This window comes from Anaerosporobacter sp. (assembly GCF_965301125.1).
Genome location: NZ_CBDLAM010000048.1, coordinates 1 through 22,588, shown reverse-complemented (window position 1 = coordinate 22,588; position 22,588 = coordinate 1). Strand labels below are relative to the sequence as shown.

18 protein-coding genes and 2 tRNA genes are annotated in these 22,588 nt (G+C 35.5%); all 20 read right to left on the bottom strand.

Features of this window, described 5'->3' with window-relative positions:
• Positions 1-3 precede the first annotated feature (3 nt).
• A tRNA-Tyr gene (locus ACW2QF_RS07460) sits at positions 4-85 on the bottom strand.
• Between the two features lie 158 nt (positions 86-243).
• Positions 244-2,358 (bottom strand): glycoside hydrolase family 13 protein, encoded by a 2,115-nt coding sequence (locus tag ACW2QF_RS07455; RefSeq protein WP_455715368.1) that lies wholly within the window; start codon positions 2,356-2,358, stop codon positions 244-246.
• Positions 2,359-3,035: 677 nt separating this feature from the next.
• Positions 3,036-4,907, bottom strand: a complete 1,872-nt coding sequence (ftsH, locus tag ACW2QF_RS07450) for an ATP-dependent zinc metalloprotease FtsH (RefSeq protein WP_455715369.1) — start codon at positions 4,905-4,907, stop codon at positions 3,036-3,038.
• 87 nt (positions 4,908-4,994) lie between these two features.
• Complete coding sequence (hpt, locus tag ACW2QF_RS07445; RefSeq protein WP_455715367.1) at positions 4,995-5,519, bottom strand: hypoxanthine phosphoribosyltransferase; 525 nt, start codon at positions 5,517-5,519, stop codon at positions 4,995-4,997.
• 1 nt (position 5,520) lies between these two features.
• Positions 5,521-7,077 carry a tRNA lysidine(34) synthetase TilS gene (tilS, locus tag ACW2QF_RS07440; RefSeq protein ID WP_455715366.1) on the bottom strand — a complete coding sequence of 519 codons (1,557 nt, stop codon included), beginning with the start codon at positions 7,075-7,077 and terminating at the stop codon, positions 5,521-5,523.
• A gap of 71 nt (positions 7,078-7,148) precedes the next feature.
• Entirely contained in the window at positions 7,149-9,485 is a 2,337-nt protein-coding gene (spoIIE, locus tag ACW2QF_RS07435) for a stage II sporulation protein E (protein WP_455715365.1), read from the bottom strand.
• A 262-nt stretch (positions 9,486-9,747) separates the two neighbouring features.
• Positions 9,748-9,821: transfer RNA gene (locus ACW2QF_RS07430), tRNA-Met, on the bottom strand.
• Between the two features lie 104 nt (positions 9,822-9,925).
• On the bottom strand, positions 9,926-10,219 hold the full coding sequence (locus tag ACW2QF_RS07425; protein ID WP_455715364.1) for a septum formation initiator family protein: 294 nt from the start codon (positions 10,217-10,219) through the stop codon (positions 9,926-9,928).
• A 41-nt stretch (positions 10,220-10,260) separates the two neighbouring features.
• Positions 10,261-10,758, bottom strand: a complete 498-nt coding sequence (gene yabQ / locus ACW2QF_RS07420) for a spore cortex biosynthesis protein YabQ (protein ID WP_455715363.1) — start codon at positions 10,756-10,758, stop codon at positions 10,261-10,263.
• Positions 10,759-10,775: 17 nt separating this feature from the next.
• On the bottom strand, positions 10,776-11,060 hold the full coding sequence (gene yabP / locus ACW2QF_RS07415; protein ID WP_455715362.1) for a sporulation protein YabP: 285 nt from the start codon (positions 11,058-11,060) through the stop codon (positions 10,776-10,778).
• Positions 11,061-11,129: 69 nt separating this feature from the next.
• Positions 11,130-11,369, bottom strand: a complete 240-nt coding sequence (locus tag ACW2QF_RS07410) for an RNA-binding S4 domain-containing protein (protein ID WP_312493205.1) — start codon at positions 11,367-11,369, stop codon at positions 11,130-11,132.
• An 88-nt stretch (positions 11,370-11,457) separates the two neighbouring features.
• Positions 11,458-11,733: an HU family DNA-binding protein gene (locus ACW2QF_RS07405; RefSeq protein WP_073284987.1), complete on the bottom strand. Its 276-nt coding sequence runs from the start codon at positions 11,731-11,733 to the stop codon at positions 11,458-11,460.
• A gap of 38 nt (positions 11,734-11,771) precedes the next feature.
• Positions 11,772-12,605, bottom strand: a complete 834-nt coding sequence (gene mazG / locus ACW2QF_RS07400; RefSeq protein ID WP_455715361.1) for a nucleoside triphosphate pyrophosphohydrolase — start codon at positions 12,603-12,605, stop codon at positions 11,772-11,774.
• Positions 12,606-13,008: 403 nt separating this feature from the next.
• Entirely contained in the window at positions 13,009-13,557 is a 549-nt protein-coding gene (gene spoVT / locus ACW2QF_RS07395; RefSeq protein WP_455715360.1) for a stage V sporulation protein T, read from the bottom strand.
• 112 nt (positions 13,558-13,669) lie between these two features.
• Positions 13,670-14,248 (bottom strand): thymidine kinase, encoded by a 579-nt coding sequence (locus tag ACW2QF_RS07390; RefSeq protein ID WP_455715359.1) that lies wholly within the window; start codon positions 14,246-14,248, stop codon positions 13,670-13,672.
• Positions 14,249-14,320: 72 nt separating this feature from the next.
• Positions 14,321-15,175 (bottom strand): hypothetical protein, encoded by an 855-nt coding sequence (locus ACW2QF_RS07385; protein ID WP_455715358.1) that lies wholly within the window; start codon positions 15,173-15,175, stop codon positions 14,321-14,323.
• Positions 15,153-15,689: a sigma-70 family RNA polymerase sigma factor gene (locus ACW2QF_RS07380; protein ID WP_455715357.1), complete on the bottom strand. Its 537-nt coding sequence runs from the start codon at positions 15,687-15,689 to the stop codon at positions 15,153-15,155. Before ACW2QF_RS07380 ends, ACW2QF_RS07385 begins: the two co-directional genes overlap by 23 nt.
• A gap of 31 nt (positions 15,690-15,720) precedes the next feature.
• The gene (locus ACW2QF_RS07375; RefSeq protein WP_455715356.1) at positions 15,721-17,460 is read right to left on the bottom strand and encodes an ABC transporter ATP-binding protein; all 1,740 of its coding nucleotides are present in this window, start codon (positions 17,458-17,460) and stop codon (positions 15,721-15,723) included.
• 82 nt (positions 17,461-17,542) lie between these two features.
• Positions 17,543-18,517 carry a 6-phosphofructokinase gene (pfkA, locus tag ACW2QF_RS07370; protein WP_455715355.1) on the bottom strand — a complete coding sequence of 325 codons (975 nt, stop codon included), beginning with the start codon at positions 18,515-18,517 and terminating at the stop codon, positions 17,543-17,545.
• A 132-nt stretch (positions 18,518-18,649) separates the two neighbouring features.
• Positions 18,650-22,132 (bottom strand): DNA polymerase III subunit alpha, encoded by a 3,483-nt coding sequence (locus ACW2QF_RS07365; RefSeq protein ID WP_455715354.1) that lies wholly within the window; start codon positions 22,130-22,132, stop codon positions 18,650-18,652.
• Between the last annotated feature and the right edge of the window lie 456 nt (positions 22,133-22,588).

The window sequence follows — 22,588 nt, the reverse complement described above, 5'->3', positions numbered from 1 at the left end:
TAATGGAAGGAGAAGGATTCGAACCTTCGAAAGCGTAGCTAACAGATTTACAGTCTGCCCCCTTTGGCCACTCGGGAACCCTTCCTTAATTGCTCTGACAAGATATTATTATAGCAGATAATAAAAAAATTTCAAGTATTATTTTAAAATTTTTTAAATTTTTTTAATTTTCTTGTCTATAAGCAAAATTTACCTTTTTAACGTGCTAAAAAGTAATCCTCTATCACATTGAGAGACAACTGACTAAAAAGTGTCAATTGTCTTTATGATAGTTGAAGATTCTGGTGGCATGACTACTTTAGCATTTCCTTCTTGGACAGGATACATTTTTGCTTCTAGATTATGTCCTTCACGGTTTGTCTGAATCAAACTTACCAATCGATCCGTATCTAATATACCTAACTGCCAAACAGGTACATCAATGGTCTTTTCTTCTTGCGAGTTATTCACGATAATTACTAGTTTATCGGTATTATCAAAACGACCAAAACAAAAATAGTGATTTCCACCACATAGGAATATCATAGAACCAGTTTTTAGGGCATCATAGTTTTTGTGTATTCGAATAAGTTCCTTATGCAATGAGATTAACTCTGTATCCTCATTCCCCCATGGGTACGTTCTACGATTATCAGGATCCGTCCATCCACATACACCTGCCTCGTCTCCATAATAAATAGTAGGAGCCCCTGGCCAAGTCATCTGAACTAATACCGCTTCTCGCATAACAGCTTTATTAATTCCGTAATTTGCAGCCTCAGGTCCACTCGTTGCTGTACGTCCTACCCGTCTATTGGTACGGGTTAGGAAACGGGAGTGATCATGGTTGGATAACTCATTCATGGCTACGAATAAAGACTGCGTACTAAATCTTGTCATATGATGGCTCATAGATCCATAGAAAGCTTCATATTGCCCATAGAGGTCTTCTCTAGATTCATCACTATGTTTCTCTATTCCTGTTAAGAACCATGTTAATGGCTCCATAAATGCATCATAATTCATTACCGTATCCCATTCATCGCCTTGTAACCATGAACTAGGGTCTCCATAATGCTCTGCTAATATGATAGCATTAGGATTTGCTTCTTTTACTGTTTTTCTAAAATCCTTCCAAAACTTATGGTTATATTCATTAGAATGCCCTAAGTCAGCTGCAACATCAAGACGCCAACCATCAATATTAAAAGGCGGTGATACCCACTTCTTTGCTATATCCATAATATATTGATATAACTTCGGTGACTCCTCATAATTTAGCTTTGGCAGTGTATCATGTCCCCACCAACCATCATAACGATTATTGTATGGCCAGGTACCATCGCGGAATTTAAAGAAGGTATGGTATGGACTATTCTCATCGATGTAAGCCCCTTTTTCATATCCTGCTTCTTCTTTATAGAGACATTCCCTATCTAGCCATTTATTAAAGGATCCACAATGATTAAAAACACCATCAAGAATAATCTTCATGCCCCTCTTGTGAATCTCCTCTACTAGTTCAATAAACAGTGCGTTGCTTGCTTCTAGATTCTCCTTAGCCGTAACTCTTGTAATATACCGTGTTGCATGCTGATTATTCGTATCTCCTGGTTGTAATAATTCTCCCTCATCTTTGACAATTACACCAAAATGAGGATCAACATAATCATAATCTTGTATATCGTATTTATGATTGGAAGGTGATACAAAGATGGGGTTTAAGTATATGGCATCTATGCCAAGACTCTGAAGATAATCTAATTTCTTCATTACTCCTCGTAAATCTCCACCATAGAACTCTCTTACTCCCATGGCTAACGGATACTTGTTCCAATCATTAACCTCACTTGTTCCTTCTCCGATATAATTATACTCTCGGTCTAAAACATCATTGCTAGTATCTCCATTACAGAAACGATCAACAAAGATTTGATAAAATACTGCTCCTTTAGCCCAGTTTGGTGTCTTGAAGCCTGGCATAAGTACAAAATTATAGTTATTCTGTACTTCATTCATAACTCCCTTACGGTTATAATAACATGTGTAATTACCACTTCTAATTTCGAAATAGTACTCTACTTTTTCTTCTTCTAATTGGATGGTACCCTCATAATAATCGAACAATTTATCATGGTCAGCCTTTTTCATCTCATGCCTGCTGTAAGTAGTGATTAGAAATACTTGATCCACATTCTCCCTTGCTGTACGGAAACGAATTTTCACTTCTTCATTTGGCATTGGTTCATCTGGAATACGGTATTGTTTTGTCCCATCACAGAATAAAGCATCAAGATTCAAAACTGGTGCTACATTTTCCATGTAAGTATTTAGCTTTTCATATTTTGTTAACTGATTGAAGTTCATATTGAAATTCATATGTTAAAGCCTCTCTTTTCTTGTATTAGTGCTGTCACTCTTGTACTTAGTATCTATATTAAGTAATGAATCAATTATGTAATAATCAAATTTAAACTTCCTCATTCTCATTATCTATATCTATTTTATTCTAATATACACATTTTCATTATACAACCATCGATTTTTATTAATTTTTCCCATTGTTTCCCATTCTCATCACTATTTCTAAACCTGCACAAAGCAATTTGAACATAATAAAAGAGGACAGCCATCCGATCTGCTGTCCTCTTTTGGAGAAGGTATTTTTGTTACTTATGGGGTGTAGCAAAAACTATATAATGTATTGGGGTTTACGTGTATTAGTATAGCATGGAGTACAATATAAGTGTGCATAAACATTTTTCAATTATAAAACTTTTTTTGTCAATTGTGACAAGCAAAATTCACTTTCCCCAAATAATTACTGTACGTAACTGCCATTATTTTCTTATCAGACTCCAATCTTTTGATTATTCCTATTTATAACCATATTTCACTTGATATTTACTTCTCCGAAACAACCTACAAACTTTGACTTAACTCATATAATATCCATATAATTCCAACTACCATATAATTGATTATAACACATAAGAAAACAGCCTATAATATCCTCAAACGTTTACAGGCTGTTTTCTTTATATGTCTATATATTACTAAATTTCTGTAGAATCTTCGATTTCAACTGCTTTCGTTTCTAGGCTATTTGTTGCTTCAACTTCAGCTCCAAATAAAGCTTCGAACTCAGCTCTATTAATACGTTCTTTTTCAAGAAGTAATTGTGCACAATCATGAAGAACTTGAATGTTATCTGTAAGAATCTTCTTCGCTTTATCATAACAATCTTCAATGATTCGCTTAACTTCTTCATCGATAGAACGAGCAATTTCTTCACTAAAGCTTCTTGTATGTGCAAGATCTCTTCCGATGAATACTTCATCATCATCGTTGTCGTAGTTAACAAGTCCTAGTGATTCAGAGAATCCATAGCGAGTTACCATTGCTCTCGCTGTCTTAGTCGCTACTTTAATATCCTGAGAAGCTCCTGTTGTAATATCATCGAAGATCATCTCTTCTGCAATACGACCACCAAGACTTACTATGATATCTTGTGTCATCTTGCCCTTTGTATTAAACATCTCATCTTTCTCAGGAAGAGGCATTGTAAAACCTGCTGCACCATTGCCAGTAGGAATGATAGACACTGTATATACTGGGCCTACATCTGGAAGCATATGGAATAGTATCGCATGACCTGCTTCGTGATAAGCGGTAATCTTCTTCTCTTTCTCTGAGATTACACGACTCTTCTTCTCTGTACCGATACCAACTTTGATAAAGGAACGATTAATATCTTCTTGCATAACAAATCCGCGATTTTCTTTGGCAGCGCTAATTGCTGCTTCATTTAATAAATTCTCAAGATCAGCACCAGTAAATCCTGCTGTTGTTTGAGCAACTTGTTTTAAATCAACATCTTCTCCAAGTGGTTTGCCTTTGGCATGCACACCTAGAATTTCTTCTCTACCTTTTACATCAGGACGACCAACTGTAACTTTACGGTCAAAACGACCTGGACGTAAGATTGCTGGATCAAGAATATCTACACGGTTTGTTGCTGCCATAACGATAATTCCTTCGTTAGCACCAAAGCCGTCCATCTCAACTAACATTTGGTTAAGTGTTTGTTCTCTTTCATCATGACCACCGCCAAGACCAGTACCACGACGTCTCGCAACAGCATCAATTTCATCAATGAATACGATACATGGTGAATTCTTCTTTGCTTCTTCGAATAAGTCTCTTACACGAGAAGCACCAACACCAACAAACATTTCAACGAAATCAGAACCAGAGATACTAAAGAATGGAACGCCAGCTTCTCCCGCAACTGCTTTTGCTAACAATGTTTTACCAGTTCCCGGAGGGCCTACTAATAGAACGCCTTTTGGAATTCTAGCACCAACTTTCATGTATTTTGTTGGCTCTTTCAAGAAATCTACGATTTCTCGAAGTTCTTCTTTTTCTTCGTCAAGGCCTGCTACATTCTTGAATGTTGTCTTCTTATTCTCATCTGTAGTCATCTTAGCCCTACTCTTACCAAAGTTCATCACTTTGGAATTTCCGCCACCACTAGAAACCTGACTCGTCATAAAGGAGAATAGTACAATAATTACAATAAACCCTAAGATATAAGGTAATAGCTGCATAATCAAACCTGGTCGATCTACATCATGCACAGCTGCATCGTAACCATATTCAAGCGCAAGATCTTCAACCTTGCTAGTATCGGCTACATAAAAACTTGCACCTGACGTATTATTATCCACAAAAGTTACCTTAACCTGACCAGTAGGTACCTCTTCGTTCATGTACACATCGATTGTTTTAATTGTCTTCTCTTTTAAGTCTGCGGCAAATTGTGACAGACTATATGAATCGGTACTTACTTTATTCAAACTATCTGACAATAACATCGCCATAACGATGATAGCTAGAATAATGGCATAGAAACCAAGTCCTTTCATCTGCTTTTTCAAAGCAAAACCTCCCTTCTATTTAGGTCGATAGTACCAATCAAAGCACGATTGGCTACCGTCCTTACTCCCTTTTTATTAATCGCTTTCAACCACTCCAATGAATGGAAGATTACGATATTTTTGAGCATAATCTAAGCCGTAACCAATTACAAATTCGTCTGGAATGTTAAATCCAACATAATCTACTTTTACATCTGTTACTCTTCTTTCTGGTTTATCTAAAAGTGTGCATAGACGAATGCTATTTGGCTTTCTGGAAGCTAATAATTCAATAAGATAGCTTAATGTTCTTCCAGAGTCAATGATGTCTTCAACGATTAAAACTTCTTTTCCTTCAATCGTGTCATCAAGATCCTTAACAATCTTAACTCTACCTGAACTTTCTGTTCCATCTCCATAACTAGATACTGACATGAAGTCCATCGTTACTGGAACAGTAATTCTCTTGGCAAGTTCACATGTGATGAATACACCACCTTTTAATACACAGATTAAATGAATGCTCTTTCCTGCGTAATCCTTGCTGATTTGATCACCTAGTTCACGGATTTTTTTATCAACTTCTTCTTCACTAAGTAATACTCTTATCTTGTCTTCCATTTCATTTTCCTCCAAATAAATAAACAATAAGTATTGTTTTGGTGCTTTCATTTATCTTATATGCTTCACTAATACGTGATCCCAGTATCCACATAATGTGACTACCATCTGCTAACAACGGGATTCGGTTACGGTCTTTTAGTGGAATCTTCTTATCAATAAATATGGATTTAATCTTTTTCGTTCCACCATTAGCACCAATTTGCATGTAATCGCCTTCTCGTCTGGTACGTAATTGAACAGCATTTTTTATTTTATCATAATCAAAGCATTTCGTATACCCATTTCGAATATTTATCATACTTTTTTTATATTCTTTATAGAAATCCGTATTCTGACATACCTGTATAGCAAAATCAGGAACAGCATTCTGATTAGTATACCAAAAGTTATTTTTTTTATCCAGTATATCAGCTCTCTCATACTCATTTAGGGGGTAAATTAGATATCCTAGTTTCTCACCACTAGGCAATTCAATCACATCACATTGTTTATTGAAAAAATCTAAAGAATTCTGAGTTGATTCCTCAACCAAAAGGTAAAGTTCTTCCCTTTTTTCCAAATCATTACCGAAATTAATTACCGCACTATTGGTTAGTATTAGATTCTTATAATCATTGTATGCTACAATACTGTATGGTAAATCTATTTTTTTACCGACACCCTTTTTGGCTAAAGTACAAATATCCTCAATATGAATACTCTCTATATCTTTTAACTGCCCACTAAGATTTCGAAGGATTTTTCTTACGACCGTCTTTTGTATCACAATATCCTCTTTTAGAAATCCTTCTCTATTAAAGTAATATTTCCCATTATCAAAATGAATGAACTTATTATAACAAATATTTGTCTGTTTTTCTACAAATTCTTCTACTTCCTTAAGCATCTGTGCTGATTTTACTATATGAGGTATGGCATTACTATTAATATTCTCCTCTATATATGGCAGTACATGTAGGCGAATCTTATTCCTTGTATAATCCGTTTCTAGATTTGTGGCATCTGTTTGATAAGGAATACCTCGTTCATCAAGATATTGTTCAATCTCCGTTCTTGTCACACAAAGTAATGGACGTATAATACGATCACGTATAGCAGGAATACCTGTCAAACCTGTAAGTCCGCTTCCTCTCACTAGTTGGAATAACATTGTTTCCGCGCAATCATTACTATTATGTGCAACCGCAATGACATCGCAATTATATTCCTCCCTCACCCGTTCGAATGCCAGGTATCTAATATCCCTTCCTGCCTCTTCTTCTGAAAGATGTTGTTCTTTTGCTAATCGCTTCACATCTTCCTTCACACAATGAAAGGGAATATTATTTTCCATGCAGATTTTTTCTACATATCTCTGATCAGCATCTGCCTCCTCACCACGAATCATATGATTAACATGAACAACATGCAGTTCTAGCTGATAGATATCTCGAAGTGCTAGTAATACAAAGAAAAGGCAGACTGAGTCAGCCCCTCCTGATACTCCTAGCACTACCTTTTTCTTTTTACTTAGCATTCGATTCGACTCCATATATTGTTTTACCTTATTAAGCATGGTTTCGTCCTCCAAATGTTTTAGCTATCAGTATTCTAAGCTTTAATTTCAAAAATAGCAAGTCTCACGCCCTAATATTTTTTCCAAACACCTGCTACTAGTACAGTCATATCATCTATCGCTTCATTATCACTATACGCCATTGCTTTTGCTAGAATCTGATCTGCCAACTCTTGTGGATTCCTACTTTTAATGCTCATAATAATCTGTTCTACTTCTTTCTCCTTATTATCTCCATCGATACAGTCTAGAACGCCATCTGTAACCATTACAATGAAATCTCCATCATATAACTTCTTCGAAACACCATCAAAATCCACATTATTAAATATACCAACTGGCAAGGTAGTTGAAGAGATACTTTCCACCCAATTATCACGTTTAATAAATGTTGTTGATGCTCCTATCTTAATAAAGTCACAGATTCCCGTATATAAATTCAATATACTCATATCTACCGTAGAGAACATCTGGCTTTCCGAACGACTCACTAAGATAGAATTAATTAACTTGATTGCCGATTCTTCTTTGAATCCAGCATCAATTAACTGTTCAAGCAATTCAACAACTGACTCACTTTCCTCACAAGCAAGCTTTCCACTCCCCATACCATCAGATAAAGTCATAATCATCTCCCCCGTACCAAGATTCATGATAGAGAAATTATCCCCCGATACACTCTCACCTGCCCGTGGAACTCTAGACACACCTTCCAAAGTCTTAAAGACTGTATCCTCCACAAATATATAGGTTTCATAGTCCTTTGTAAGAATGTTTTTACTCGCCTCATTAGGCCTCACCTTCTTACCAATAGCATTACCTATAATTGTTGCCATTTCCTTTGTTGTGATACATCGTCCCTTTGAAGTTTTTGCTATCACATAGATATCCTGTCCCTTATTCCTCCTCTCCATTATAGATATCTGCTTTACATGGATATGATTAAGTTTCAGCTGATTACTAATCTGCTGCTCTTCCTCCCCATTTACTGCTATTGTATCTGAAAGGTCTTTTGAGAAGTCATCAATAATCTTCGCAACTTCTCCTAATTGACCTGCTATTGCCTCTCTACTCTCTGCCATTCGATTCGTCCAGTTAAGATTAATTTTGGCAATCTCTAAGCTACGATTTGCCTCTGTCAAGAATTCCCCTAGATTGATGCATCTTTTTGCAAATGCTACTGGTACATCTGCTTCACATATATATCCGTTTTGTTCAACAGAATTCAATATACTGAATGTTGCTTTATATGTATCATAAAAATCACTTTTCCAACACGCATTACAATTACTACAATCTTTGCATAAGCGATCTGATAAATCATCGAATATCGCATCAACCTCTTGTCTACTTAGTGATGTCCTTGTTTCTGATAACGTTTGAAATGTATTGGATAACTTCTGAAAAGATTCTGCAAATCCATGTAGTTTCTGCCTCGTCATATTCTGTATGTTCTGTTCAATAAACTGCATCTCACTTCTTCGTTCCATCCGTCCCTGGATACGTCTCATCAGGGTAGCTGGTAAGAACAAGAACAAAATCACACTTGATACAATTGCTCCTACCTGCGTTGTTGTTAAAAGAAATTCTTCATACAGATAACTTGTACCTATTATCCCTACACAATATGCAATTGCTGTAGCAAGACGCCCCACCTCACGAAACATTCCTACTAATATTCCAAGGCAAGACATTACTGCAACAATAGGCAAGAAATCTTCTTTTATTGTCATTCCTGTTATATTTAGATATTCTTGTAATCCCATAACAATCCCGCAAATTGTTCCACTTATTGCTCCCGCTCCTGCTCCATACTTATATCCCATAAGTAGGATTAGGAAGAATATCGTAGTCTTGGATAGTGAGAATTCAATTCCTCCAATATCCGGTATCCCATAGATCATCAATCCTGCAAGCAATGCCATACTAATTAATTGTTCATTATCCATTGCTTGTCCCCTCTCTCCATATAGTATGAATTTGATTGGGCGACTAAATACTAATGTTATACATATAATTAGTACTGCCTCAAATGCAATGTAAAGTAATTGCTCTCTCGCATCATAACTTAGCAAATATTTAGTAACCGATATTCCAGCTGTTACTATCGCAGCTATGAACGAAAAGATAGGTAAGGGAATTGGTTTGTTCTTATTCCGATTTTCAATCAAGTTTCCTATAATGGCTATTAATATTATCACAAATGTATATTTTATGGCTTCTACCGTTGGTAAGACCATGGCAGAACCAGCTATTACTCCAATTAGTAAATAGGGTCTCATTGTCTTCTCTACATATGCTGCGGCAAAGTATGCAACTGCAATAGGGTTCATGGATAGAAACTGTGCTCGTGATACCATTAGTCCTATAAGAGTAATCGCAATGCCTCTTTTGGTAATTCCTTTCATACATTACACTTCCTTTTCCTTATTTTGGCTGTCAAATCGAAATTATAGAAGTAATTGTATGAAATGTTTGTCAAATAAAAGAGTGCTTTACGAAAAAGTTTATGACATTATACTCTCTCACTCGGCATTTCGCTCGAATGTAGGGACCTCATACTAATTAGGATATTAATAACTGCTTAAGATAACGTCTTTTACTCAACCCTAAGTATGCAAAAAGAGCTTCAGACAACTCTTATCGAATCATCTGAAGCCCTTATTAAGATAGCGGAGAACGGATTTGAACCGCCGACACTGCGGGTATGAACCGCATGCTCTAGCCAACTGAGCTACTCCGCCGCACTGACAAGATTTATTATACTGAAAGAAATAATAAATGTCAACTACTTTTTTGAATTTTTTTATTTATTTGTTCAATTTAGAATATTATCTATTCTCGATGATTAATTTCCTGGATCGAATATAATTTCGTCTTCATAAACAAGGCCTAGCTTATCTCTAGCAACATCTTCTATGTATTTCTTAGTCTGAACGTAAGCACGTCTTTCCTCGATCTCTTCTGCACGTTCCGTTTCAGTATCAATTTGCTCTTGTAATGCTTGGTCTTGTTCTTGATAGGCTTCTCTCCTTTTATTCAGTTTGTCTTTCTGATAAACAATTATACTGCAAATCATAACTACTAAGCACATTGTAGTAAATAAACCTGTCCTTTTTTTCGTCTTACGTCCAATAATCATAGCGTTCTCCCTTCTGCCTTGATTTTAGTTACTCCAGTTTTTCATTTTTTTGATACTGATATTTTAACTGTTTTGGCAACATTTTTCAATTGTTTTGCTGAACTCTTTCCAACTTTTTTAAATTTACTTCCAATTCTGGAATTGAACCCGAAGAACTTCCTTAATTTCTTAATTATAAATGCAAATGGTTTAAGTAATATAGACATTACTTTTTTAGTTCCGTTTATAATCATCTGAATTAATTTGGTAATTCCCTTAACAATAAACTTGCTAAGCAGTTGATTGTATATAATCATCCCTAATAACATACCTAGTATTGCAAACCCACGAATAGTACCATTATTACGTTCATAAATCATGAGAAATATTACAATACTTGCTGTCACCCAAAAAAGTATATCCTGAAGTGCGACAAAGAATGCGTTATGTGGAACAATTCTTCGTAGGATACGAATACAGTCATATACAACCAGTAACAGGATTCCATACAGGATTGATGTTAGAAAGAATTGGACCTCTAAATTAATGATCTCTGTCATATACTCATCCTACCCTCCTATTTAAATAGTCTTCCAAAGAATGATTCTCCTCCTTTAGAATAAGCACCATCTGAGTAAGTTAAGCTATCTACTCTTCCATCAATATCAACTTCTCCTTTTTCTAAAGTAAGCCTATTAACATGTAACTCGTCACCACGAATCATTAAAATACCTTGTTCCGTCTCTAACAACACTTCATTCGCATCAAATGATAAAACATCATTCACGCCAGTGATTATAGCACTTTTTCGACTTGATAATGTTATCTTATGATTACCCTTTGGTAATTGTTTCTCCTCCATAAAACAACCTCCTAAATATACATCTATCATAAGTATATTAGGAGGTCCTTAAAATGATGCACATAGGTTCTATAGATATCGAAACAATTCTTTCGCATCATCTTTACGTACTGTCTCTTGAACATCAAGTATCTCAACTTTTACTTCTTTGTTACCGAATGCGATTTCTAATATATCGCCTTCTTTTACATTAGCAGATGCCTTAGCAACCTTGCCATTTATCATTACTCTTCCTGCATCACAAGCTTCATTAGCTACTGTTCTTCTCTTAATGATACGTGATACTTTAAGAAATTTGTCTAATCTCATATTCCCTAACAACCTTCCTATAATTATACTTAATTTAAAAAAAGTTGCTCCCTATGGAGCAACTTTACTATTAATTATTCACACTCAATTAAGCGTTGATAACATCTTTTAAAGCTTTACCAGCTTTGAATTTAGGAGATTTAGATGCTTCTATCTTCATAGTTTCTCCAGTTTGTGGATTTCTTCCTTCTCTAGCTGCTCTTTCAGAAACTTCGAAAGTACCGAAACCTACTAATTGGATTTTTTCACCTTTAGCTAATTCTTCTGTAACTACATCGATAAACGCTTTTAATGCTTTTTCGGAATCTTTCTTTGATAATTCTGTTTTTTCAGCAATTGCTGCAACTAATTCTGTTTTGTTCATGGATAAACTCCTCCTCTGAATATTGTAATTACTAAAATTTAAATAACTCGTCCCCATAGAGCAGTCTGCTCATCTATGGACATGTCCTTAAGATGCTTGCCTTCTCCTTCAGCGAGCCGTTCAACACCTATAAATCTATTTATAAACTTATCTGTAGCATTTGTCAAGGAATTTTCAGCATTTATTCCTAATTTTCTCGATAAATCAGTAATCAAAAAGAGTATCCTTCCCAATTCCTCTTCCATATGATAATTATTGTTCCTCTCTACTTGTTTCTCCATCTCTTCTATTGACGACTTTAGTAGATCAATAACAACTTGTATATTAGCTGCCTCTACTCCAACTTTAGCTGCTTTTTTCTGTATTTTGGTTGCCCGTATTAAGGCTGGTAACGCCTGTGCAACACGTAACATACCATCTGAAATCGTCTCTTCTTTCTTTTCCTCTTGCTTTATCGCTTCCCAATTCTTAAGCACTTCTCTAGAATTCTCAACATTGGCATCTAAAAAGACATGAGGATGTCGATGTATCATCTTCTTACTTATGTCAGTTGTCACCTGATCTATCGTAAACTCCTTGGTTTCCTCAGCTATGACACTATGTAAAGCCACCTGTAATAACACATCTCCAAGTTCTTCTTTTAAGTTTTCTACATCATTCTTATTAATTGCATCAACAGCTTCATAACTTTCTTCTAACATACAATCTCTTAGACTCTCATGGGTCTGTTCCCTATCCCAAGGACACCCCTGTTCACTTCGTAAAACACGAATAATGTCCATAAATTCTTCAAAGGTGTACGAATTCTTATTACAGTCAATCTTATCATTACTTGATGACTCTACTACCATATCATGTTCCAAATTCTCCATCTTGTTCTCCTCCTTTTGTATTCTTTGTATTCGTTTTCATAATTAATTACTAATTACTAAGCTTTCGGGACCACTAGCTACATTCACCGTTTCAGATAACAAATTAAGTCCTTAAGCATCTTCACTATGCCAAGAAACCGTGATTTTTAGGAGATTTTTGCAAAATAAACTACTAATATCTCGCTATGTTAGTTAAAGGAAATGCAATGAAATGCAACATCAAAAAAACAAGTTTATTGAGCTGTATGACATATGCGAACATGAAATGTTCGTAACATGACATACAGCGAAAGAAAGTTGTTCTTTTTGCTGGTGTGTGAATGCATTTCCTTTAACTAACATACTCGACTAACTAATTTTGCAAAAATATCCTAAAAATCACGTCCCTTTGCCCATAGGTTACTTACTGCTCCATCTGTCTTCCCAAGAAATTAGAAGCAGTAGCTGCAAGTTTAATCTCTACCTCATTTAATTTAGTTTTTGCATCTTTTGTAAGTATAATAACAGCTCCTATTGCATCACCTTCACAGATAATAGGGCTAATAACTTCTGATGTAAATTCACTATCTTCATCGCTTCCAACTTTAATGAAGGATTTATCTGTTGATACGGCTGATATACTCTCTCTTTCATTCACTGCATCTTCAAGTTCTTTACTAATCTGCTTTCCAACCATATCTTTTTTGGTAGTTCCGGATACCGATACGAATTGGTCTCGATCTGTTATAAAAACAACATGCCCAGTTGTTTGCGAAAGTGCATCTCCGTATTGCTTCGCGAATTGACTAAGTTCTCCAATTGGAGAATACTTTTTAAGTATAATCTCTCCTTCACGATCTGTAAATATCTCAAGAGGATCTCCCTCGCGAATTCTGAGCGTACGTCTTATTTCTTTTGGGACTACAACTCTTCCCAAATCATCTATTCTTCTTACAATACCTGTTGCTTTCATAAAAATTTCCTCCATTTAACGTAATATCATTATCATCATCAATTTATCTAGTGATATTGATATTATTTGTTAAATGGAGGAAATTATACACTTTCATAAAGAATTTCCTATATTATTTTTTTATATCATTTCCTAAGTTACCTTCACGGTAATGCTTACGACATAAAGCAATGTATTTATCATTTCCACCAAGCACTACTTGATCTCCTGAACGAACAATCTTTCCATCTTCTCCAATTCTTGCATTACATGTTGCACCTTTACCACACCAGCAAACCGTCTTAATTTCTTCAATACGGTCTGCCCAAGCCATTAACCAAAGGCTGCCTTCAAAAGGTTCATTGCGGAAATCTGCACGTAATCCGTAACATATTACAGGAATCTCAAGATCATCAACAATATGCACAAGGAATTCCACTTGCTCCTTTGTTGCAAATTGGGCCTCATCGACGATGATACAATCATATTGTTTGATTTCCTCATCGCTCATTACTACTAGACTCTCTAATAAGCCACATTTTTTCTCTAAGCCCATACGTGAACGAATAATCACTTCTCCATCACGATTATCGATTTGAGGTTTTACAAGATATGCTTTTTTACCTCTTTCAAAATAATTGTAATCAACCATCAAAGCATTGGCAGTTTTTGAACTTCCCATTGCTCCATAACGATAGTATAACTTTGCCATTGTATCCTCCAATTTACGTCTTCTGTCGTAAGACTTACTTCTCTATTGTTTATTATGCTATATACACGGATCTTAAGGCGCTGTATCAATAATATTCATGATAACCTCTGCGCTTACATCTGTTATTTGGTGTGTTATAGTTTCTCCGTCTGATGTTTTCAGTTCTCTCGTTACTACATAAGTTTCCTGATCAGTACTTCCAATCCAAAGATGTAATTCAGTCCATGCCAAACCTTCGTCAGCTATTATAGCATATTCTCTTACATACTGTCCCTTATGTTCTTGATTTTGTACTTCTTCAAATTCGTCACTATCTATATTAGCAAATGCGTTATAGATGCTCTCGATATAGGAAGAATCAGTATCACTATGAATAACTACACCATTTTCATCATATATAGCAATTTCTTTAATTTCTCCAACTTTAATAGAATAGTAATTACTGTCTGCTTCCACATTAAAAACTGATGGTACTATCACAGTAGATTCACTCGCATCAGACACATCCAAACTAGTTTTATCTTCACTAGTATCTTCTGTTTCATCGTACACCATACCATCTGATTCTGTACTACTTTCAGCAGTAGCCTCATAGTTCGAATCATTCTTGGAACTGCCCATTTCTAAAGGTACCTTTGTTACCAACTGAATACCAGCAACAACTAAAATACAAGCACAAGCAGCAATCATACCATAACGAAATGGGATACTTCTCCTCTTACCTGTGACTTTTTGTGCATATGGAATTATATTATCTTCTTTTGGTTGACTAGCCTTTGCTAATGTTGCTTGAATTAAAGACTCTGATACAGTAATCCTCTCTAGGTTAAGTACTTCATCTAAATCATTCTTTAGATTATCGATGTCATATAATTCATCTAATAAATCCCTGATATCTTCTTGCTTATTCTCTTCTTGTTTCTTCATATGACACCCTCCTTTCTAATGAATTCTTTATCTTTTGCCTAGCTCGGTTTAAACGACTCTTAACTGTACCTGAAGCAATTTTAAGTACATATGCTGCCTCTTCAATACTCATTTCTTGGTAATATACACATAAGACAACCTCTTTATACTTGGCTGGTAGCTCCATTACTGCATCCTTTACCACTTGGTTATCTTCCTTGTTCTCAATTTTCTCATATCCTTCTTCTAATACTTGTTGCGTTCCAAACTCATCTGTAGTTTCCACCCTCTGGTTCCACGCACTTTTTAAATAATCTTTACAAGTGTTAATTGTTATCTGCAAAAGCCATGTCCTAATGGCACAGTCCCCGCGGAAACCTTCATATCGGTTATTTACTTTGAGAAAAACCTCTTGAAAGATATCCTCCGCAAAGTGTATATCTTTCACATATAGATATGCTGTTCTAAGAACATCATTACCGTATGTACGCATGAGCCCCTCTAGATCAAGAGGCTCCATACTCCTTGCCACCATATACTCTCCCCTTTCGTTATATACTCGTTACTTACTTCCGAGAAGTCATCTTATATAGATCGGCATAGACTCCATTTAGCTCTAGTAACTCCTCATGTGTCCCTTTTTCGCTAATTCCATCTTCTGTTAATACAATTATATTCTCTGCGTTACGAATTGTCGATAGTCTATGAGCAATAACGAATGTAGTTCTATTCTTAGCTAACTTTTCTAATGATTCCTGTACAACTTTTTCAGACTCATTATCAAGAGCAGAAGTTGCCTCATCAAAGATTAAAATCGGTGGATTTTTCAAAAATACTCTAGCTATGCTCAAACGTTGTTTTTGACCACCTGAAAGCTTAACTCCACGCTGTCCAATGTATGTATTATATCCATCAGGTAGTTCCATTATGAATTCATGGGCATTGGCATTCTTTGCTGCTTCAATAATTTCTTCATCAGAAGCTTCCAATTTACCATATCGAATATTATCCATAACTGTGCCAGCGAATAGATATACATCTTGTTGCACAATACCGATATTTTTACGTAAGGAGTATAATGATATGTCTCTAATATCTTTTCCATCAAGATAGATGTTTCCCTGCGTTACTTCATAAAAACGTGGTATCAAACTACACATTGTCGTTTTTCCTGCGCCTGATGGACCAACTAAAGCCACATATTCTCCTGGTTGAACATGAACATTTATATTTCGAAATACTTCAGAGGTGGTGTCGTTATATTGGTAAGAAACATCTTTGAACTCAATCTCACCCTTAACATCCGTAAGAGAAATAGCATCTTTGCTATCCACGATATCGGGCTCAATCTCTAAGATTTCCACGAAACGATCAAAACCGGTCATTCCATTTTGAAATTGTTCTGTGAAGTTAATTAATTGTTTTACAGGATCAACTAAGTTATTAATGTAGAGTAAATAAGTCAATAAATCTGATAATTGAATAATATCTTTAACGATAAATATTCCACCACCAATAATAACTGCTACATTGATTAACGTTGTAAATGCCCCTAATCCAGAATGGAATACTGACATAATAAAATAACTGTTTCTCTTTGCTTCAACAAAGTTTGCATTGCTCTCATGGAATTTCTCTAATTCCACATCTTCATTCGCAAAAGATTTCACAACACGTATTCCAGAAAGATTATCTTCGATTTGTGCGTTAATTTCAGCAACACGTTCTCGATTCTTTTTGAACCCCAGATGCATCTTTGATTTCATTTTATATGCAAAGATGAACATAATCGGTATGATAGAAAACACGATCAATGTCAGTGGTACATTGATAAACAAGAGAATAATAAATGCTCCACCAAATTTGATAAATGAAATTACGATATCTTCTGGTCCATGATGGCATAATTCCGTAAGATCGAATAAATCATTGGTAACCCTTGACATTAACTGTCCAATTTTTTGATTGTCATAAAAGTTAAAAGATAGTTTCTGATAATGTGCAAATATTTCATTTCTCATATCATATTCCATCTTTGCACCCATCACATGACCTTGATAATTAATAAAGAATTTGCAAACAAACTCAATAGCAATTAATCCAATCATAACCAATGTTAATTTGATAATTATTTGTAATGCTTCATTTATTTCATACTGAACTAAAACCGTATTTGTTATATACCTAACAATCATAGGATATACTAGCGTGATTGCTGCTGCCATTAATGCAAAGAACATATCTGCAAAGAATAAGCCTTTATACGGTTTATAGTATGATATGAATTTCCTAGCCTTTGAACTCATACATTTCCTCCCAATTAGTAATTAACTAAAAAGCTGTCACATTAGGAATAACTCTTTCATGTGACAGCTTTTGTATTATAAATTATCTAGATAATTTTTTTGATATATCATATAAATATTGATCGATATCCTTTGTCATATTAAGTGCTTCTTCGATATCATAATCTACGAATTCACCAGCTCTATAACCTACTACACGGTTTGTAGCCCCTGCACATAGTAAGTCAACCGCTTTTGCACCCATAGCTGACGCATATACTCTATCTTTACATGTTGGGCTTCCACCTCTTTGGATATGTCCAATAATTGTTGCTCTTGTTTCCATACCTGTAGCTGCTTCGATTCTCTTAGCCATTTCATAAGAATCACCGATACCTTCAGCATTAACAATAATATGATGCTTTTTACCAACTTTTCTTTTTTCAATGATATTGTTGATAATTCTATTTTCATTATGATCGTATCTTTCAGTAATAAGGATATCTTCTGCACCATTAGCAATACCACACCATAAAGCGATATAACCAGCATGTCTTCCCATTACTTCAATGATACTACATCTTTCATGTGAAGTTGAAGTATCTCTTACTTTATCAATTGCTTCCATAGCTGTATTAACAGCTGTATCGAAACCAATTGTATAGTCTGTACAAGCAATATCTAAGTCAATTGTTCCAGGAAGACCGATTGTGTTAATACCTAAGTTAGCAAGTTTTCTAGCACCTTGGAATGAGCCATCTCCACCAATAACTACAATACCATCAATGCCATGTTTTCTACAGATTTCAGCGCCTTTTCTTTGTCCTTCTTCTGTTCTGAATTCAGCACAACGAGCTGTGTAAAGAATTGTACCACCTCTTTGAATAATATCAGCAACACTTTTTGCATCCATATCAAAGATATCTTCTTCTAACAGACCACTGTAACCTCTTCTAATACCTTTAACTTTCTTTCCTGCTGCAAGTGCTGTTCTAACAACTGCTCTGATTGCGGCGTTCATACCAGGAGCATCCCCACCACTTGTCAATACACCAATTGTATTAATTTCTTTTGCCATACTAAAACCTCCATGAGATATTTATTTATAATAACTGTCCAGTTACTCAGCTTTCCAAAACTGGATGCACACAAAATGAGATAAACATGCTCATTATGGCGCTGGGAAACTTAGCGTATAATCCTCTACATTTTAATCCATTTTACCACGTTTTTCAATACTCTTTTCTATTATTTTCACATTGTCATTCCCATACAATTCCCTCAATTTCTGTGTTAACTCACGGTCTGCTTGAATTGTCTTACTCCTAGGAAGTATTTTCTTTACTTTCTCAGCTTCACAGTAGATAATTACCTGGTCTTTCCCATCACTATCACTTAATACCTCATATAATTCTTTCTCTCTTAGTAAGAACTCCTCTTTTGTAGAAAACTTAATCCATACGTCCTTTGGTAAAGAATCAAAAGGTATAATTTCTCCACAAATTAACTTACCAGGTTTATCTTCTTCTACCGTAATTCTACCTCTTATAAATACTTTATTATCTTCTAAAAGGTATTCTTTATATCGCTCATAGTCTCTTGGGAATATAATTACTTCCACCGTACCAAATAAATCTTCTAACGTAATAAAAGCCATCATTGTGTTGTTTCTCGTAGCTTTTACCGTCTTGGCAGTTATCATTCCACCAATTATTGCAGTTTCACCATCTTCTGCTTTTACAGTATTTGTCTCTTCATCTAATGCAAAATCTGTTGAATATGCTGTAATATTCTTTTTCCACAAGGATTCAAACTCTTGTAGCGGATGTCCACTTACATAGATTCCAAGGACTTCTTTCTCAAACCCTAGTAACATATCCATAGTAAATTCACCCACATCAGGCATCTGAATCTCTTCCACTTTTTCTTCCTCGCCCATAAAATCAAATAAGGAAAATTGTCCTGTTACAGAATCCTTCTTCTCACGATTCACATCATCTAATACTTTAACATAAATCATCATCTTCTGTCTTCTCGTACCAGGTAAGCTATCTACAGCACCTGATTTAATAAAGCTTTCAATGGTTCTTTTGTTAATCTCTTTTCCTGTTAGACGCTTCGCAAAGTCCTTTAGATTAAGGAACTTACCATTTTCATTTCTCTCTGCTACAATGGCATCTATAACCGGTCTACCTAGCCCCTTAATAGCACTCATACCATAGCGTATATCTGTTCCAGACACAGAGAAACTACCTTCCCCTTCATTGATATCTGGAGGAAGAATTTGAATTCCCATGTGCCTACAACTATAGATATATTCTGCAACTTTTGACGGGTTATCCATTACCGATGTCATAAGCGCAGCCATAAACTCTACTGGGAAATATTGCTTTAGATACGCTGTTTGATAGGCAACAACTGCATAAGCCGCTGCATGGGACTTATTAAATGCATACTTTGCAAAGTCTGTCATCTCATCGTAGATATGATTAGCCACTGCCTCAGGTATTCCGTTATTTACACAACCTTTAACGCCTTCTGCTTCATTACCGTACACGAAGTTTTGACGCTCTTTTTCCATAACAGAAGCTTTCTTCTTAGACATGGCACGGCGAACTAAGTCGCTTCGTCCATAACTATATCCGGCTAAATCACGTACAATCTGCATAACCTGCTCTTGATATACAATACAACCATAGGTCGGTGCAAGAATTGGTTCTAACTGTGGGCACTCATATACAATAGAATCTTGTTGATTCTTACCCCTGATATACTTTGGTATGAAGTCCATTGGACCTGGTCGATATAAGGAAATTCCAGCTATAATATCTTCAAGATTCTGAGGTTTTAGTTCCTTCATGAAGCTCTTCATACCTGCACTTTCAAGCTGGAAGATACCTTCTGTCTTACCTGAACTTATTAGTTCAAATACATTTTTATCATCATAGTCAATATCATCTATATTAAGTTGCTTATCTTTGGATAACTTTTGATTGGCTAGTCGAACCGCATTTTGGATAACCGTTAGTGTACGGAGTCCTAAAAAGTCCATCTTTAATAGACCAAGTTCTTCTAATGTTGTCATGGTAAACTGGGTTGTAATCGTTTCGTCAGATGCTCTAGAAAGAGGTACATATTCATCTATTGAATCCTTACTAATTACAACACCTGCTGCATGCATGGAAGTATGTCTTGGTAACCCTTCTAGCTTCATCGACATATCCAGAAGATACTTGGCCTGTTCATCCGAATTATATAAGGTCTTTAACTCCGGATTCATATCAATTGCCTTCTTAATAGTAATTCCAAGCTCTGTTGGAATCATCTTAGCAACACTATCCACATAGGCATATGGTAAATCCAAAGCTCTACCTATATCACGGATAACCATCTTAGCTGCCATAGTTCCAAACGTTACAATCTGTACTACTCGGTCCTTACCATACTTATTCACCACGTAATCGATAACTTCTTGTCTTCGTTCAAAACAAAAATCAATATCGATATCGGGCATTGTTAAACGCTCTGGATTTAAGAAACGCTCAAACAGTAGGCTATATTTAATTGGATCAATATTGGTGATACCAAGGGTATAAGAAACGATACTACCCGCTGCCGAACCACGCCCTGGCCCAACCATAATATCGTTATCTCTTGCGTATTTGATAAAGTCCCATACAATTAAGAAGTAATCTACGAACCCCATACTACGAATGGTTTCTAATTCATATGCTAAGCGTTCTTTTAGCTCATCAGAAGGATTTTGATAACGCATCTCTAAGCCTTCGTTACATAGCTTTTGTAGATATTCCCACGCAGAATACCCCTCTGGAACATCATAAATTGGTAACTTATACTCTCCAAATACAATCTCCACATTACAACGGTCTGCAATCTTATTCGTATTTTCTAGTGCTTCTTTCGCATAAGGGAATATCTCTTCCATCTCTTCAGGAGATTTCGCATAATATTGTCCGCCTTCATAACGCATACGATTCTCATCGGCAACTTTCTTCTGTGTTTGAATACATAGAAGGATATCATGTGGTTCTTCATCAGTGGCTAATGTATAGTGAATATCATTGGTTGCAACAAGTGGAATACCTGTCTCACGATTTAAACGAAGCATACCTTGATTAACCGTCTTTTGCTCTGGTATCCCATGGTCTTGTATCTCTAAGAAGAAATTATTCTCTCCGAATATATCCTGTAATCGTAGTGCTTCTTTCTTCGCTTCTTCATAAAATCCTTTTCTAAGATTACTTGCAACAATACCAGCTAAACAAGCACTTAACGCAATTACACCTTCATGATACTGTTCTAATACTTCATAATCCACTCTAGGTTTATAGTAAAATCCTTCCGTAAAGCCTCTTGATACAATCTTCATCAAATTGTGGAAGCCCGTATCATTCTCTGCTAATAACACAAGATGGTTATAGCGAACATTACTGTTATTCTCTTTATCAAAACGAGACCCCGATGTAACGTATACTTCACAACCTAGTATAGGCTTAATACCTTGTGCCTTAGCCTCTCGGTAAAAATCAATTACTCCATACATCACACCATGGTCCGTGATAGCCACACTTGTCATCCCTAATTCTTTAACTCTTGCTATTAACTCTTTTATTTTATTTGATCCATCTAGCAAACTATATTCCGTATGGACATGTAGATGTGTAAAGTTCATGATTATCCTCCTTAACCTGATGAAATCCTATCTCAATCTATGTAAACGGTATCCTATCTAACAGTTGCAATTCATTTTTTCTATCTGTTATCATATCATTTTTTGCCTTGTATTACTAGTACAAATGTTCTCCAATTACATACCATAAGGATTAGATACCACAATGAAATTGTGATATATTACCTTCTGCTACTTAGAAAGAGACGAATCATGTGGACAACAAAGATTTCTATCTTCATTCAGTATCTAATGTTTATATTATAAATCATAAATCTTATTGAGTGAAATGTATGCCTTACTAAAACAAAGTGATTGGTTGAAAAAAGATGTTTCTTTTTTACTATCACAAAAAACTCCTTCTTGTTTAACATATAATTCTTAATCCTTCACAAGAAAGAGTTGTTTTTAACCGTATACACAAAATTATTTGTACTACCCCTCAATCAGCTACTAAGC

What these genes read in the sequence shown, in the direction of transcription:
- ACW2QF_RS07425 (WP_455715364.1), bottom strand. Translation starts at nt 10,219, where the DNA reads ATGATTATTGGACGTAAGACGAAAAAAAGGACAGGTTTATTTACTACA.
- ACW2QF_RS07390 (WP_455715359.1), bottom strand. Translation starts at nt 14,248, where the DNA reads ATGGCAAAGTTATACTATCGTTATGGAGCAATGGGAAGTTCAAAAACT.
- yabP (WP_455715362.1), bottom strand. Translation starts at nt 11,060, where the DNA reads ATGGAGGAGAAACAATTACCAAAGGGTAATCATAAGATAACATTATCA.
- ACW2QF_RS07410 (WP_312493205.1), bottom strand. Translation starts at nt 11,369, where the DNA reads ATGAGATTAGACAAATTTCTTAAAGTATCACGTATCATTAAGAGAAGA.
- ACW2QF_RS07365 (WP_455715354.1), bottom strand. Translation starts at nt 22,132, where the DNA reads ATGAACTTTACACATCTACATGTCCATACGGAATATAGTTTGCTAGAT.
- pfkA (WP_455715355.1), bottom strand. Translation starts at nt 18,517, where the DNA reads ATGGCAAAAGAAATTAATACAATTGGTGTATTGACAAGTGGTGGGGAT.
- spoVT (WP_455715360.1), bottom strand. Translation starts at nt 13,557, where the DNA reads ATGAAAGCAACAGGTATTGTAAGAAGAATAGATGATTTGGGAAGAGTT.
- ACW2QF_RS07455 (WP_455715368.1), bottom strand. Translation starts at nt 2,358, where the DNA reads ATGAATTTCAATATGAACTTCAATCAGTTAACAAAATATGAAAAGCTA.
- spoIIE (WP_455715365.1), bottom strand. Translation starts at nt 9,485, where the DNA reads ATGAAAGGAATTACCAAAAGAGGCATTGCGATTACTCTTATAGGACTA.
- ACW2QF_RS07380 (WP_455715357.1), bottom strand. Translation starts at nt 15,689, where the DNA reads ATGGTGGCAAGGAGTATGGAGCCTCTTGATCTAGAGGGGCTCATGCGT.
- ACW2QF_RS07375 (WP_455715356.1), bottom strand. Translation starts at nt 17,460, where the DNA reads ATGAGTTCAAAGGCTAGGAAATTCATATCATACTATAAACCGTATAAA.
- hpt (WP_455715367.1), bottom strand. Translation starts at nt 5,519, where the DNA reads ATGGAAGACAAGATAAGAGTATTACTTAGTGAAGAAGAAGTTGATAAA.
- ACW2QF_RS07385 (WP_455715358.1), bottom strand. Translation starts at nt 15,175, where the DNA reads ATGAAGAAACAAGAAGAGAATAAGCAAGAAGATATCAGGGATTTATTA.
- ACW2QF_RS07405 (WP_073284987.1), bottom strand. Translation starts at nt 11,733, where the DNA reads ATGAACAAAACAGAATTAGTTGCAGCAATTGCTGAAAAAACAGAATTA.
- yabQ (WP_455715363.1), bottom strand. Translation starts at nt 10,758, where the DNA reads ATGACAGAGATCATTAATTTAGAGGTCCAATTCTTTCTAACATCAATC.
- ftsH (WP_455715369.1), bottom strand. Translation starts at nt 4,907, where the DNA reads ATGAAAGGACTTGGTTTCTATGCCATTATTCTAGCTATCATCGTTATG.
- mazG (WP_455715361.1), bottom strand. Translation starts at nt 12,605, where the DNA reads ATGGAGAATTTGGAACATGATATGGTAGTAGAGTCATCAAGTAATGAT.
- tilS (WP_455715366.1), bottom strand. Translation starts at nt 7,077, where the DNA reads ATGCTTAATAAGGTAAAACAATATATGGAGTCGAATCGAATGCTAAGT.